Here is a 12,960-nt window from a genome sequence, read left to right on the forward strand (position 1 = left end):
GGATCATTCCTGCCTGAGCAGCTGCACCAGCTGGCGCAGGCGATAGGGCTTGGGCAGGAACTCCACCTGCTCGGGCAGCGGCGGCAGCTGCGAACGGGCATAGCCGGATGACAGGATCATCCGTGCCTGCGGCTGTTCGCGAGCCACATGCTCGCTCAGCTCGATGCCGGACATGCCGTTGGGCATGCTGACGTCGCTGAACACCACGTCGAAACGTGCCTCCCCCTTCAGCAGGGCGGCGGCCTCATGCGCGTCGGCGGTCGTGGCCACGTCGATGCCAAGGTCGCGCAGGGCCAGGCCGATCATTTCACGCAGATCGGTCTGGTCTTCCACCATCAGTACGCGGATCGGGTCATCGGTCATGGGCAGGGTCCTCCATTGCGGGTAGCAGCAGGCTGACCGTGGTGCCGACACCGGGCGTGGTGGACACGTCGACGAAGCCGCCGCTCTGGGTAGTGAATCCGAACACCTGGCTCAGGCCCAGGCCGCTGCCCTTGCCGATGTCCTTGGTGGTGAAGAAGGGCTCGGTGGCCCGTTCGGCGATGTCGGCCGCCATTCCGTGGCCCTCATCGCAGACGCTGAGCGTGACATAGCCACGTTGCAGCGTGGAGTCCGCATCCGGGTCGAGGCGATGCTCCAGTGCGGTGCCGATCAGAATGCGCCCACCCTCGAGGGTGGCGTCGGCGGCATTGGCCACCAGATTGGCCAGTGCGGTCTGCAGCTGCATCGCATCGGTGTTCACCGCGGGCAGGCCGGGCGTCAGCTGGGCATCCAGCACCACCGTTGGTGGGCAGGCGCGCTGCAGGTCCGGCAGCCATTGCCGTACCAGCGTATTGATGTCCACGGGCTCGCGGATCAGGGTCTGGCCGGTGCTGAACGCCAGCAGCTGGCGGGTCAGCAGCGCGCCGCGGTCGGTGGCGGCCTGCGCAACATCCAGCAGCTCGGCCGCGCGCGCATCGTCACCACTTACGCGCAGCGACAACAGGTCCAGCGCGTTGCCGATGGTGGTCAGCAGGTTGTTGAACTCATGCGACAGGCCGCGGCTGAGGCGGCCGACGGTCTCGAACTGCTGGGTGTTGCGCAGTGCACGCTGGGCATCGCGCAGCAGCCGCTGTGCCTGCCACTGCTCGGTGATGTCGCGGGTGATCTTGACGAAGCCGAGCAGCTCGCCCGCCTCGACGACCGGCTCGATGACCACGCTGGCACGGAACGAGGAGCCATCGCGGCGTACCCGCCAGCCTTCACTGGCAACGTGGCCATGCTGCGCCGCCAGGCGGAGCAGGCGCTGTGGTTCACCGGCATCGCGGTCGTTGGCCAGGTAGAAGCGGCTGAAGTGCGTTCCTACCACTTCATCGGCTGAATAGCCCTTGATGCGTTCGGCACCCGGGTTCCAGCTGCAGACCACGCCTTCCGGATCAAGCAGGTACAGCGCATGGTCGCGCACGCTGTCGATCAGCAGTCGCAGTTGTCGGGAAGGGTCCGTCAGCACGGACGTCGTAGAAGCGGCTGCGTCCACGTGGAAATGAGCATTACCCCTGGGAGGGACGTGAAGCTAGGCAGTGCAGTGTGAAGAGTGTGTGGAGGCGTGGCACGTGCCATTTGTCCTGTGCGGCTGAATACGACACGGAGTAACATCACCGACCCTTTGTGTTCTGGAACCGACCTGCATGCGTCCTGGTGCGACCACGCGTGACCGCTGGATCTGGATGACCTCCGCCGTGCTGCTGGCGGCAACCATCGCCCTGGAACTGGTGGTTCCACTAGGCTATGCCGTGTGGCTGGCCTATTTCCTGGCCGTGGGCGTCACGGTGTTCCAGCGCAGTCCACGCGCGCCGTTCATCGTGGCCGTGCTCGCCTGCGTCCTGCTGGTCATCGGGTTCAACATCGCCCCGGCCAGCTCGAATTCGGCGTTCTCGCTGGTCAACCGAAGCATCGGCGGTTGTGCGTTCCTGATGATCGCGCTGATCGTTTCCCGCGCGATCCAGGCACGCCGGGATGCAATGCGGGCGCTGTGGCTGCAGGAGGCCGAGAACGCAGTGGCGATGAGCCTGCGCGGCGACCTCGGTCCGGAGCAGATTGCCGAGGCGGCAGCCACCAGCCTGGGCGCCCAGCTGCAGGCGGACGTCGGTGCCGTATATCGGCTGGACGGAGGGCGGTTGCAGCTGACCGGTGGCCTGGCGTTGCCGTCCGGCATGCCGGCGTCGCTGGCATTGCAGGAGGGCGTTGCCGGGCAGGTGGCGCGGGACGAGCGCATCCGTCACCTGCAGGGGGGCGACGACGCTGTACTTGAACTGCAGACCAGCCTGGGGCGCCTGCCGGTGCGCGAGCGCATCCTGGCGCCGATCAGCAGCGACGGTACCGTGGTCGGCATCATCGAGCTGGGACGCGCCCGCACGGGCGAGCAGCGCGATCTGGACCGCGAGCTGCTGGAGCGCTGCGCCGAGACGATCGGCATGGCGCTGCGGGCCTCGCTGCTGCGTGCGCAGCTGGTTGTGCTGCTGGAAGAGTCGCAGCGCCAGGGCGAGGAGCTCCAGGCGCAGCAGGAAGAGCTGCGCGTGGCCAACGAGGAGCTGGAAGAGCAGAGCCGAAGCCTGCTGCAGTCGCAGAGCCATCTGGAAGAACAGCAGGCCGAACTGGAACAGAGCAACGTCCAGCTGGAAGAGCGCACCCATGAGCTGGAGGCGCAGAAGCAGGCGCTGCTGGTTGCACAGTCGCAGCTGGTGCGCAACAGCAACGAGCTGGCGGCTACGTCGCGCTACAAGTCCGAATTCCTGGCCAACATGTCGCACGAGCTGCGCACGCCGCTGAACAGCTCGCTGATCCTGGCCAAGCTGCTGGCCGACAACAAGGACGGCACGCTCACCGAAGAGCAGGTGAAGTACGCCCGCGCGATCCTGTCGTCCAACAATGACCTGCTGGCGCTGATCAACGACATCCTCGACCTGTCCCGCATCGAGGCCGGCCACGTCGAGCTGGCCGACGAAGTGGTGGTGGTGGACAGCGTGCTGCAGCGCCTGAGCGAGACGTTCGAGCCGATGGCGCGGCAGAAGGGCCTGTCCCTGCAGATCGAGGCCGACGCACTGGCGCCAAGCCAGCTGATGGCCGACAGCCAGCGCCTGCAGCAGATCCTGAAGAATCTGCTGGCCAACGCACTGAAGTTCACCGAGCACGGCAGGGTCGGCCTGCAGGTGCGTGCGGGTGGCAATGGCCGCGTCCGGTTCGAGGTCAGCGACAGCGGCATCGGCATCGCGCGGGAGCAGCTGCAGGTCATCTTCGAGGCGTTCCGCCAGGCCGACGGCAGTACCCGCCGTCGCTATGGCGGCACCGGCCTGGGCCTGTCGATCTCGCGCGACCTTGCCGAGCGCATGGGCGGCAGCATCCAGGTCGACAGCGAACCGGGTCGAGGCAGCTGCTTCATCCTGGAACTGCCGTTGCAGGGCGCCCCGGTGTCTGTGCCCGGCGACACCCCCGTTGCCGCATCTCCGTTGCCGCTGCCTGCGGTAGCGGTGGTCGATGCACGCAGCCCGACTGCGCCCGTGGTTGCGCCAGCACCTGCGTCTGGTGCCGCCAGCGTGGCCGATGATCGCGGCCGCCGCCAGCGTGCCGGCCGGCTGATCCTGGCGGTGGAGGACGACGCCACCTTTGCCGAAGCCCTGGTGGCATTGGCCCATGAGCTGGACTTCGACTGCGTGGTGGCCGGTACCGCCGAGGAGGCCCTGGCCCTGGCCAGCGAACTGCGACCGAACGGCATCCTGCTCGATATCGGCCTGCCGGACGTGTCCGGCCTGAGCGTGCTGGAACGCCTGAAGCGCAACCCCGATACCCGCCACATTCCGGTGCACGTGGTCTCGGCGATGGACCGCAGCCAGGTCGCGCGCGAACTCGGTGCGATTGGTTTTGCGATCAAGCCGACCACGCGCGAACGCCTGGTGTCGGCCATCGAGCAGCTGGAGCAGACCAGCCAGCGCGACGTGCGGCGCCTGCTGATCGTCGAGGACGACAACGAGCTGCGCCACAACCTGGAACTGCTGCTGGGTCGCGAGCAGTTGCAGATTGTCGCGGTGGGCACCCTGGCCGGTGCGCTGGAGCAGCTCAGCACGGTCACCTTCGACTGCATGGTGATGGACCTGTCGTTGCCCGACGGCAGCGGCTACGACCTGCTCGAGCACATGGCCGGCAACGACGATGTCGGCTTCCCGCCGGTGATCGTCTACACCGGCCGCGCGCTCAGCCGCGAGGAAGAGCAGCGCCTGCGCCGCTACTCGAAGAGCATCATCATCAAGGGCGCGCGTTCGCCCGAACGCCTGCTCGACGAAGTGACCCTGTTCCTGCACAGCGTGGAGGCCAGCCTGCCGAGCGACCAGCAGCGCCTGCTGCGCGAGGCCCGCCGTCGTGACACCGTGCTCGATGGCCGTACCGTGCTGCTGGCCGAAGACGACGTGCGCAACATCTTCGCGTTGTCCAGTGTGCTCGAGCCGCTGGGTGTGACGCTGGAGATCGCACGCAACGGCCAGGAAGCGGTGGACCGCTTGGCCGAGCGGGACGTCGACCTGGTGCTGATGGACATCATGATGCCGGAGAAGGATGGCCTGGCCGCGATGCGCGAGATCCGTGCGCAGCGCCACCTGCAGGACCTGCCGATCATCGCGCTGACCGCCAAGGCCATGCCCGACGATCGCGAGCGCTGCCTGCAGGCCGGCGCCAACGATTACATCGCCAAGCCGATCGACGTCGACAAGCTGGTCTCGCTGTGCCGGGTCTGGTGCTCGCGGCAATGAACGAACAGGCCCTGTTCGACCTGGAGCTGAAGGTCCTGCTGGAGGCGCTTTACCAGCGCTACCACTATGATTTCCGCAGCTACGCGGTATCGTCGCTGCGCCGGCGCATGCGCCAGGCCATGCTGCGTTACGAATGTGAGCGCCTGTCTGACCTGCAGCACCGTCTGCTGCACGAGCCGGAACTGTTTGCCCAGGCCATGCAGTTCTTCACCGTGCAGGTCTCGGAGATGTTCCGTGATCCGGCCTATTTCCGTGAGCTGCGCGAGCAGGTGGTACCGGTACTGCGCACCTATCCCTCGGTGAAGCTGTGGGTGGCCGGCTGCAGCACCGGTGAAGAAGTGTGGTCGCTGGCGATCCTGCTGCACGAGGAGGGCCTGCTCGAGCGCAGCATCGTCTACGCCACCGACATCAACCCCTCGGCGCTGGCCACGGCCGAAGCTGGCGCCTATGGCATCGACCGGATGGCCCAGTTCAGCCGCAACTACCTGGCCGCCGGTGGCACGGCGTCCTTGTCCGACTACTACGCCACCGCCTATGACGGTGCAGTGTTCGACCGCCAGCTGCGCCGCAACGTGGTGTTCGCCGATCACAGCCTGGCCACCGATACGGTGTTCTCCGAAGTGCACCTGGTGTCGTGCCGCAACGTGCTGATCTATTTCAACCGCGACCTGCAGGACCGCGCCGTCGGCCTGTTCCGCGAGGCGCTGGTGCATCGTGGCTTCCTCGGCCTGGGCAGCAAGGAGTCGCTGCAGTTCGGGCGCCACCACGATGCCTTCGAGGTCTGTTCGCGCGAGCACCGCCTGTACCGGAAGGTGGCCTGATGGTGGTGCCGGCGCGTCCCGCGCTGCTGGTGGTCGGTGCGTCGGCGGGTGGGGTCGCGGCCCTGCAGGCCGTGCTGGGTGCGTTGCCGTCGGGGCTGCCGGCGCCGGTGCTGGCCGTGCTGCACCTGCCGCGTGACCGCACCAGCCGCATCGCCGAAGTGCTGGCGCCGTACTGCGCGTTGCCGGTGCGCGAGGCCGAGGACAAGCAGCCACTGCAGCCCGGTACGGTGACGTTCGCGCCACCGGACTATCACCTGCTGGTGGAGGACGCCGGTTCGCTGGCGTTGTCGGTGGACGCGCCGGTGCTGTTCTCGCGGCCGGCCATCGACCCGTTGTTTGAATCCGCCGCCGCGGTGTTCGGCCCGCAGGTGCTTGCACTGTTGCTGACCGGTGCCAGCAGCGATGGCAGCGAAGGTGTCGCCGCGGTGCGTGCTGCCGGTGGCCGTGCCTGGCTGCAATGTCCCGAGGAAGCCGAGGCGTCGATGATGCCGGCGTCCGCCCTGCAGCACGCCGGTGCCGATGCCGTGCTGCCTCTTGAAATGATGTGTCGCCGCCTGAAGGAGTTGTTTGCATGAACCTGCTGCCACCGGACCCTGCGCACTCGCAGACCCGGGTCAACCTGCTGATCGTCGACGACGTGCCGCAGAACCTGGTAGCCATGCAGGCATTGCTGCAGCGCGAAGGGGTCAACCTGCTGCTGGCTGCCTCGGGCGCACAGGCACTGGAGCTGCTGCTTGAGCACGAAGTGGCGTTGGCGCTGCTCGACGTGCACATGCCGGAGATCGATGGTTTCACCCTGGCCGAGCTGATGCGCGGTTCGCATCGAAGCCGCGACGTGCCGATCATCTTCCTGACCGCCTCGCCTGACGATCCGCTGCGCGTTTTCAAGGGCTACGAGAGCGGCGCAGTGGATTTCCTGCACAAGCCGGTGGCGCCACAGGTGATCCTGAGCAAGGTCAACGTCTTCATCGAGCTGTACCAGCAGCGGCAGCTGCTGAAGGCGCGCAACGAGGCACTGGAGCGCGCGTTGAAGCTCAACGAGACGATGGCCGCGGTGCTGACCCACGATCTGCGCACGCCGCTGTCGGCGATCCTGCTGTGCACCGACAAGCTGGCGCTGGAGCTTCCGGAAGGCAACGCAGGCGCGCAGCAGACCCTTCAGTTCCTGGAAGCCAGCACCCTGCGGATGGCGCGGATGGTCGAGCAGCTGCTGGATTTCTCGCGGATCCGCAGCGGTGGCCTGAGGCTGGAGGCAAGTGCCTGCGATCTGGCCGACGTGACGCGCGCGGTAGTGGCCGAAGCGGGCAGCGCGCATGGGATGGACCGGATCCGCCTGGACATGCAGGGAGACACGCGGCTGCAGGGCGATCTGGATCGCCTTGGCCAGGTCGCCGCCAACCTGGTCGGCAACGCGCTGACCCATGGCAGCGAGGCGAGGGTGGAGGTGGATGGGCGCGACCCGCGCAGCGTACTGCTGCGGGTCAGCAACGCCGGCCGGATCGATGACGCGCTGTTGCCGCGACTGTTCGAACCCTTCAAGGCCAGCTTCCACCAGAGCAAGGGCCTGGGCCTCGGCCTGTACATCGTCGATCAGTTCGTCCGCGCACACGGCGGGCGCATTGCGGCCCGCAACGAAGCGGGGCAGGTGGTGTTCGAGGCAGTGCTGCCACGGCGTTGCGACGGCGCGGTCATGGCGGCAACCTGAACTCTTCAGGCAACGTCCTGGCGGACTGAGACGGACTCGTCCGCAACTGCTACCGTGGGTGCACATCCTGTCAAGGAAGCACCATGCCATTGAGCGCCATCGCCTACGTCAGCCGGGCGCAGCCGGACCTTTCCGCCGAGCGCCTGCATCGGCTGGTCGAGGACGCGGCACGTTTCAACAAGCTGGCAGGGGTGACCGGTGTGCTGCTGCATGACGGCGAGCGTTTCCTGCAGTACATCGAGGGCCCACCGGACGGCATCGATTCGGTCTACGAGCGCATCCTGCAGGCAGGAAGCCACATCGACATCATCGAACTGGGACGCGGGCGCCTGGGCCAGCGCCAGTTTCCCTATTGGGCGATGCGTTCGCTCCCGGTCGACGCGGCGATGCTGCGCCAGCTTTCTTCCAGCGACTGGTCCGGATTCACCCGGGCCCTGCAGGGCGACCGTTCGGCACCGACGCCGGTGGACCTGCTCGATCAGGTGGTGCAGCCGGCGCTGCACGCTGGCTGAAGGCCTGCGCCGGATTCAGCGCGAAGTACCACCGCAGTAGGCCGCATGCAGCGCCTGCAGCACGCCCAGCGCCGGCCCTTCAACGACCCGGTAGTGGATCGCCTGTGCTTCGCGCCGGGTCGCCACGATATCCAGTCCGCGCAGTACCGCCAGGTGCTGTGACAGCGCTGATGCGCTCAGGCCGGTCAGTGCCTGCAGTTCCGGCACCGGTGCCTCACCTTCGACCAGGCGGCACAGCACCCGCAACCGGGCCGGGTGGGCCAGGCTTTTGAGCAGCGTGGCTGCCTGTGAAGCGTGTTCGGCCATCGCGGCGCTGTCGAGCTGGGTGCGGGCCATGGTTGACCATTTTGTTTAGGATAATCTAATTTAGAATAATCTAAATAAATGGGCAATCCCATGTGCGGCAGCGAAGAGGGTGGGGCATGAACCTGCCATGGAGTGCGGTGGCAGGCGGTGCGTTGATCGGCGCCGCTGCGGTGCTGTTGCTCGCCACCATCGGACGCGTGGCGGGCATCAGCGGCATCGCCGCGGGCAGCCTGCACGCAGCCAAAGGCGAGCGTGGCTGGCGCTGGGCCTTCCTGGCCGGCCTGCTCGCGTCGGCTGGGCTGGTGCTGTGGTGGCAATCGGTGCCCGAGGCATCGCCACGCGTGTTGCTGCGTGATGCTCTGCCGGCCTGGCAGTTGATGGGAGCCGGCCTGCTGGTCGGCTTCGGTACACGGCTGGGCAATGGCTGCACCAGCGGTCACGGCGTCTGCGGCATGGCCCGCGGTTCGAAGCGATCGCTGGCAGCCGTACTGGTGTTCATGGCCTGCGCGATGCTGACCACCTTGCTGATCCGTCATGGTGGAGGCCTGGCATGAGCCGCGCAGTCTGGGCCGCCGGCGCGGCGGGCGCATTGTTTGGCATGGGGTTGGCGCTTTCGGGAATGACCGACGCGCGTCGTGTCCTCGGCTTCCTCGACATCACCGGCGACTTCGATCCCACGCTGATGTGGGTGCTGGGCTCGGCGTTGCTGGTCAGTGTGGTCGGGCAGCGCTGGGTGCTGCGGCGCGTGCAGCCGAGGTTCTCGCTCCACTTCCAGCTGCCTGCTGCCCGAGGTGTCGATGCTCGCCTGCTGCTGGGTGCCGCGCTGTTCGGCGTCGGCTGGGGCTGGGCGGGCTATTGCCCGGGCCCGGCCATCGCCGGGCTGGCCGTGGCGTCGCGCGAAGCCCTGTGGTTCGTGCCTGCGATGCTTGCAGGATTCTGGCTGCACGACCGCTTCGTCCGTTGAGGCTTCACCCCTGTGTCACCCTGCTTGGGGTCCTATCCCTGGATCACGGGGAAAGGAGTGCAATGACATGGCACGGTTGAAGTGGATGGGAAGGGGGATGCTGGTGGTCGCGCTGGCCGCAGCCGTGGCACCGGCTCTTGCCTGCACGCGCGCGGTGTACCTGGGCGACAACGGTGATGTGATCACCGCGCGCTCGATGGACTGGAAGGTCGATGTGGCGACCAACCTCTACATACTGCCGCGCGGCATTGCGCGCACCGGCCAGGCAGGCCAGAAATCGTTGGCCTGGACCGCGCGCTACGGCTCGGTGGTGGCGACCGGCTACGACGTGTCGACCACCGATGGCATGAACGAAAAGGGGCTGGTGGCCAACCTGCTGTGGCTGGTCGAATCGGAGTATCCACAGCAGCGCGGCAACAAACCGGGCCTGGCGATATCGCTGTGGGCACAGTACGTGCTGGACAACTTCGCTACGGTGGAGGAGGCCGTGGCAGCGCTGAAGCGGGAGCCGTACTCCATCGTCACCGACAAGGTGCCGGGCGAGGATCGGCAGGCAACACTGCATCTGTCACTGTCCGATGCCAGCGGCGACAGCGCCATCGTCGAGTACATCGGCGGTCGCCAGGTGATCCACCATGACCGGCGCTACCAGGTGATGACCAACTCGCCGATCTTCGAGCAGCAGCTGGCGCTCAACACCTACTGGCAGCAGATCGGCGGCACGGTGATGCTGCCCGGCACCAACCGCTCCGCGGACCGTTTCGCGCGCGCCTCGTTCTACATCAACGCCATTCCCAAGGCGGAAGACCCGGTGGTGGCCCTGGCCAGTGTGTTCAGCGTGATCCGCAACACCTCGGTGCCGTATGGCATCACCACGCTGGGCGAGCCGAACATTTCATCCACGCGCTGGCGCACCGTGGCTGACCACAAGCGGCGGCTGTACTTCTTCGAATCGGCGCTGACCCCGAACACGTTCTGGGTCGACCTGAACAAGGTCGATTTCGCCGGCAAGGTACTCAAGCTCGACCTCGGCAAGGACCAGCGCAATACCTTCGCCGGCGATGCACTGGGCCAGTTCGTGCCCAGCGCACCGTTCACCTTCCTCGGCGTCGACGGTTAGTTCGACGCCTGGCCGGAGGCCGGGTAGACCGCCTGGATCGTGCAGCTGCCGCGGGTGTACTGCGGCAGCGGCGCGATCCCGTCATGGCGCAGGTCGCCTGCTTCGAACCCGGCGGTCGTGACCCGGTCGCCGGGATTGCCGCAGATCAGGCCATTCTGCAGGCCGGAGTGGAAGCTGAGCTGTGGCGCACGATCGAGCTGGCGGCAATGGCTGCCCAATTCCACACGGTAGTAGCGATGCCCGCCATTGCGGCGCGGATTGGTCTCCACCAGCATGCCCTGCGGGTCGGACGACCATGCGCGCACGTTGCGGGTCGCGAAGCAGTACGAGGGCGAGCCGCCGAAGCTGCGGCGCACCTCCTTGCGTTCGCGGATGGTCATGGTGGGCAGGGTAGCGGTGCGCAGGCGGTCGCTGTCGCGGGCCACGCTGGCATAGTCGCGGTTCTGTACCGGCGTGACCGCGCTGACGGCGCAGCTGCGGCCGTCAACCACGACGCGCTCGCTGGGTCGGCCGCAAGCCCAACCGGCGGGCGCTTCCAGCTTCAACGTGGTGGCTGCGCGGACCCCCGGGCAATCCTCGCTGAAATCGATGCGATAGGCCTGGCCGGACGCAGCGCGCAGGGCAATCGAGCGCGGCGAGGCCTGCTCCACTTCCTGCACTCCCACAGCGTCCATGCAATGCGGTGCCGGTGGCGTACGTTGCTGTGCGGAGGCCGTCGCGGCGAGGGCCAGGCCGAGGCTGGCAGCAAGCACCAGGCGCACGTACTGATCGGTCATGACCTGCACTCCCTGCGTTGGATGACGGATCGACTGTAGCAGCGGTTTGCGCGGCCGGTATTACACGCGCACACTGCGCCGATGGGCGCCATCTTCCACCTGCGGCACTACGGCCAGGCCACCGGCCTGGACCGCCATGACTACGCGCAGTGGGTGCTGCCACTGCAGGGTGAACTGCAGTTCGAAATGGAAGGCCGCGGTGGTCGCCTGGACGTCCTGCAGGGGGCGTTCGTTGCCGCCGGCGAGGCGCATGACCAGATGGCCGATGGGCCGAATGGTTTCGTGATCGTCGATTGTGCCCCGGGCGTGCTTGATGACGGCACGCAGGAACATCTGTGCCGCCAGCGCTGGCTCTACTTGCCATTGGCGCTGCGCCAGCGCCTTGCCAGCGTGCAGGCAGGGCAGCCGATGCCGGCGCTGTTGCCGCAGTTGCTGCAGGTGTTTGCCCCGGCCGGCAGTGGCGCACGCATGCAGGGGCTGTGCGCGGCAGTGCAGGCGGAGCCCGGCCAGGCGTGGCCGGTGGCGCGCATGGCGGCGTTCGTGGGTGTCAGTGAGAGCCGCTTGCATGCGCTGTTCCAGCGTGAGTTCGGGCTCAGCCCGCAGGCATGGCTCAGTGCATGCCGGTTGCGCTGGGCCAAGCACCAGCTGCGCACAGGCGTTGCGCCGATCAGTGACATCGCACTTGCGGCAGGCTATTCCGAGCAGAGCGCACTGACCCGTGCGCTGCGCCGCGAGTGCGGCCAGACCCCCGCAGCGTGGCGCCGGGGTGCAGGACTGTAGCGTCGAGCCATGCTCGGCGGCCGTTCGCGGGATGGCTGGTGCAAAAGCAGTCGAGCCCACGCTCGGCTGCGATTGCCCGCTGCGTAGACAAAGGCAGCCGAGCATAGGCTCGGCTCTACAGATCAGCGGCAGCGCAGGGCAGTAGCCTGGGTCAAGAGCGTGCACCGGCCAGCGCTTACACTGCGCGGCCTGTTCTCTTTCCCCCGAAGAACCCGAATGCGCAACAACCCGATGGCCCTGGGCATCGCCAATGGCGTTGCCGCCGGCGCGCTGTGGGGCGTGGTCTTCCTCGCGCCCGCTGTGCTGCAGTCGTTCAACGCCCTGCAACTGTCCGCCGGTCGCTACCTGGTCTATGGCCTGATTGCCGTTGCCCTGCTGCTGCCGCGCTGGAAACGGCTGGCGCCGAAGCTCGGTCGTGCCGAATGGATCGGCCTGCTGTGGCTGAGCCTGGCCGGCAACCTCGTGTACTTCCTGTTGCTGGCCACTGCGGTGCAGTGGGCAGGCGGCGCGGCGGCGTCGCTGATTGTCGGCCTGATTCCGGTGGTGGTCACCCTGGTCGGCGTGCGCGAACAGGGCGCAGTGCCTTTGAAGCAGCTGCTGCCGGCGCTGGGCCTGTGCGTGCTCGGCGTGGCCCTGGTTGGATGGGAAGCACTGATGTCCGAGCACCTCGCAACACCGTGGCGGCAGCGCCTGATCGGCCTGCTGTGCGCGTTCGGTGCGCTGTTCTCGTGGGCGCTGTACTCGATCGGCAACAGCCGCTGGCTGGCGCGCCGGCCGGACCTGTCCAGCCACGACTGGTCACTGCTGACCGGCGTCACCACGGGCGGCCTGGCCCTGCTGCTGGTGCCGATGGCGTTCGTCGGCCATACCGGCAGCCACACGGCGGCGCAGTGGAGCGGGTTCTGGGCGATCAGTGCCGGCGTGGCGGTGGTTGCCTCGATTCTCGGCAATGCGTTCTGGAACCGCGCCAGCCGCCTGCTGCCACTGACCCTGACCGGCCAGATGATCGTGTTCGAGACGCTGTTCGCGTTGCTGTATGCCTTTGCCTGGCAGCAGCGTTGGCCCTCCCTGCTGGAGGCGCTGGCGATCGTGTTCCTGGTTGCCGGCGTGATGATGTGTGCGCATGCGCATCGCACGCCGCGGGCAATCGCCGAACATGCCGGCTGAATACGGCACGCAAGCGTGCTGATGTCGGCTT

At 67.2% G+C, this 12,960-nt stretch carries 14 protein-coding genes; 10 read left to right on the forward strand and 4 right to left on the reverse strand.

What is annotated here, in order from left to right; genetic code table 11:
* Positions 1-3 precede the first annotated feature (3 nt).
* A complete protein-coding gene (locus QP552_RS09400; protein ID WP_106549663.1) occupies positions 4-363 on the reverse strand; it encodes a response regulator in 360 nt (119 codons plus the stop codon).
* A complete protein-coding gene (locus QP552_RS09405) occupies positions 353-1,489 on the reverse strand; it encodes a PAS domain-containing sensor histidine kinase (RefSeq protein ID WP_286075721.1) in 1,137 nt (378 codons plus the stop codon). Before QP552_RS09405 ends, QP552_RS09400 begins: the two co-directional genes overlap by 11 nt.
* Before the next feature lie 178 nt (positions 1,490-1,667).
* Between QP552_RS09405 and QP552_RS09410 the strand changes: the two genes are divergently transcribed.
* The 5 genes from QP552_RS09410 (at position 1,668) to QP552_RS09430 (ending at position 7,816) form a co-directional block, all read left to right on the forward strand.
* A complete protein-coding gene (locus tag QP552_RS09410) occupies positions 1,668-4,778 on the forward strand; it encodes a response regulator (RefSeq protein WP_286075722.1) in 3,111 nt (1,036 codons plus the stop codon).
* Complete coding sequence (locus QP552_RS09415; RefSeq protein ID WP_286075724.1) at positions 4,775-5,599, forward strand: protein-glutamate O-methyltransferase CheR; 825 nt, start codon at positions 4,775-4,777, stop codon at positions 5,597-5,599. The genes QP552_RS09410 and QP552_RS09415 overlap by 4 nt, the downstream gene beginning before the upstream one ends.
* Entirely contained in the window at positions 5,599-6,174 is a 576-nt protein-coding gene (locus QP552_RS09420; RefSeq protein ID WP_106549666.1) for a chemotaxis protein CheB, read from the forward strand. The genes QP552_RS09415 and QP552_RS09420 overlap by 1 nt, the downstream gene beginning before the upstream one ends.
* The gene (locus QP552_RS09425; RefSeq protein ID WP_286075726.1) at positions 6,171-7,304 is read left to right on the forward strand and encodes a hybrid sensor histidine kinase/response regulator; all 1,134 of its coding nucleotides are present in this window, start codon (positions 6,171-6,173) and stop codon (positions 7,302-7,304) included. The genes QP552_RS09420 and QP552_RS09425 overlap by 4 nt, the downstream gene beginning before the upstream one ends.
* 83 nt (positions 7,305-7,387) lie before the next feature.
* Positions 7,388-7,816: a BLUF domain-containing protein gene (locus QP552_RS09430; RefSeq protein ID WP_286075727.1), complete on the forward strand. Its 429-nt coding sequence runs from the start codon at positions 7,388-7,390 to the stop codon at positions 7,814-7,816.
* 15 nt (positions 7,817-7,831) lie between these two features.
* On the opposite strand, the gene QP552_RS09435 is transcribed toward QP552_RS09430, so the two are convergent.
* On the reverse strand, positions 7,832-8,152 hold the full coding sequence (locus tag QP552_RS09435) for a metalloregulator ArsR/SmtB family transcription factor (RefSeq protein WP_106549669.1): 321 nt from the start codon (positions 8,150-8,152) through the stop codon (positions 7,832-7,834).
* 86 nt (positions 8,153-8,238) lie between these two features.
* On the opposite strand from QP552_RS09435, the gene QP552_RS09440 reads away from it, so the two are divergent.
* From QP552_RS09440 to QP552_RS09450, 3 genes are all read left to right on the forward strand, one after another.
* A complete protein-coding gene (locus QP552_RS09440) occupies positions 8,239-8,676 on the forward strand; it encodes a YeeE/YedE family protein (RefSeq protein ID WP_286075728.1) in 438 nt (145 codons plus the stop codon).
* Positions 8,673-9,086: a DUF6691 family protein gene (locus tag QP552_RS09445; protein ID WP_286075729.1), complete on the forward strand. Its 414-nt coding sequence runs from the start codon at positions 8,673-8,675 to the stop codon at positions 9,084-9,086. The genes QP552_RS09440 and QP552_RS09445 overlap by 4 nt, the downstream gene beginning before the upstream one ends.
* Before the next feature lie 67 nt (positions 9,087-9,153).
* Positions 9,154-10,206 (forward strand): linear amide C-N hydrolase, encoded by a 1,053-nt coding sequence (locus tag QP552_RS09450; RefSeq protein WP_286075730.1) that lies wholly within the window; start codon positions 9,154-9,156, stop codon positions 10,204-10,206.
* Here the strand turns inward: QP552_RS09450 and QP552_RS09455 are convergent.
* Entirely contained in the window at positions 10,203-10,982 is a 780-nt protein-coding gene (locus QP552_RS09455) for a DUF6491 family protein (protein ID WP_286075732.1), read from the reverse strand. The two genes, QP552_RS09450 and QP552_RS09455, sit on opposite strands and share 4 nt — an antisense overlap.
* An 81-nt stretch (positions 10,983-11,063) precedes the next feature.
* On the opposite strand from QP552_RS09455, the gene QP552_RS09460 reads away from it, so the two are divergent.
* Both QP552_RS09460 and QP552_RS09465 read left to right on the forward strand, forming a co-directional pair.
* A complete protein-coding gene (locus tag QP552_RS09460) occupies positions 11,064-11,762 on the forward strand; it encodes an AraC family transcriptional regulator (RefSeq protein WP_106549674.1) in 699 nt (232 codons plus the stop codon).
* A gap of 216 nt (positions 11,763-11,978) precedes the next feature.
* Positions 11,979-12,929 (forward strand): DMT family transporter, encoded by a 951-nt coding sequence (locus tag QP552_RS09465; RefSeq protein WP_286075734.1) that lies wholly within the window; start codon positions 11,979-11,981, stop codon positions 12,927-12,929.
* Positions 12,930-12,960: the final 31 nt, after the last annotated feature.

The sequence above is a fragment of the Stenotrophomonas sp. 59 genome (assembly GCF_030291095.1).
Lineage (GTDB): Bacteria > Pseudomonadota > Gammaproteobacteria > Xanthomonadales > Xanthomonadaceae > Stenotrophomonas > Stenotrophomonas maltophilia_Q.

Bases quoted from the DNA above. Each gene is read 5' to 3' on its own strand.
- QP552_RS09400 (WP_106549663.1), bottom strand. From the start codon at position 363: ATGACCGATGACCCGATCCGCGTACTGATGGTGGAAGACCAGACCGAT.
- QP552_RS09410 (WP_286075722.1), top strand. From the start codon at position 1,668: ATGCGTCCTGGTGCGACCACGCGTGACCGCTGGATCTGGATGACCTCC.
- QP552_RS09415 (WP_286075724.1), top strand. From the start codon at position 4,775: ATGAACGAACAGGCCCTGTTCGACCTGGAGCTGAAGGTCCTGCTGGAG.
- QP552_RS09420 (WP_106549666.1), top strand. From the start codon at position 5,599: ATGGTGGTGCCGGCGCGTCCCGCGCTGCTGGTGGTCGGTGCGTCGGCG.
- QP552_RS09425 (WP_286075726.1), top strand. From the start codon at position 6,171: ATGAACCTGCTGCCACCGGACCCTGCGCACTCGCAGACCCGGGTCAAC.
- QP552_RS09430 (WP_286075727.1), top strand. From the start codon at position 7,388: ATGCCATTGAGCGCCATCGCCTACGTCAGCCGGGCGCAGCCGGACCTT.
- QP552_RS09435 (WP_106549669.1), bottom strand. From the start codon at position 8,152: ATGGCCCGCACCCAGCTCGACAGCGCCGCGATGGCCGAACACGCTTCA.
- QP552_RS09440 (WP_286075728.1), top strand. From the start codon at position 8,239: ATGAACCTGCCATGGAGTGCGGTGGCAGGCGGTGCGTTGATCGGCGCC.
- QP552_RS09445 (WP_286075729.1), top strand. From the start codon at position 8,673: ATGAGCCGCGCAGTCTGGGCCGCCGGCGCGGCGGGCGCATTGTTTGGC.
- QP552_RS09450 (WP_286075730.1), top strand. From the start codon at position 9,154: ATGGCACGGTTGAAGTGGATGGGAAGGGGGATGCTGGTGGTCGCGCTG.
- QP552_RS09455 (WP_286075732.1), bottom strand. From the start codon at position 10,982: ATGACCGATCAGTACGTGCGCCTGGTGCTTGCTGCCAGCCTCGGCCTG.
- QP552_RS09460 (WP_106549674.1), top strand. From the start codon at position 11,064: ATGGGCGCCATCTTCCACCTGCGGCACTACGGCCAGGCCACCGGCCTG.
- QP552_RS09465 (WP_286075734.1), top strand. From the start codon at position 11,979: ATGCGCAACAACCCGATGGCCCTGGGCATCGCCAATGGCGTTGCCGCC.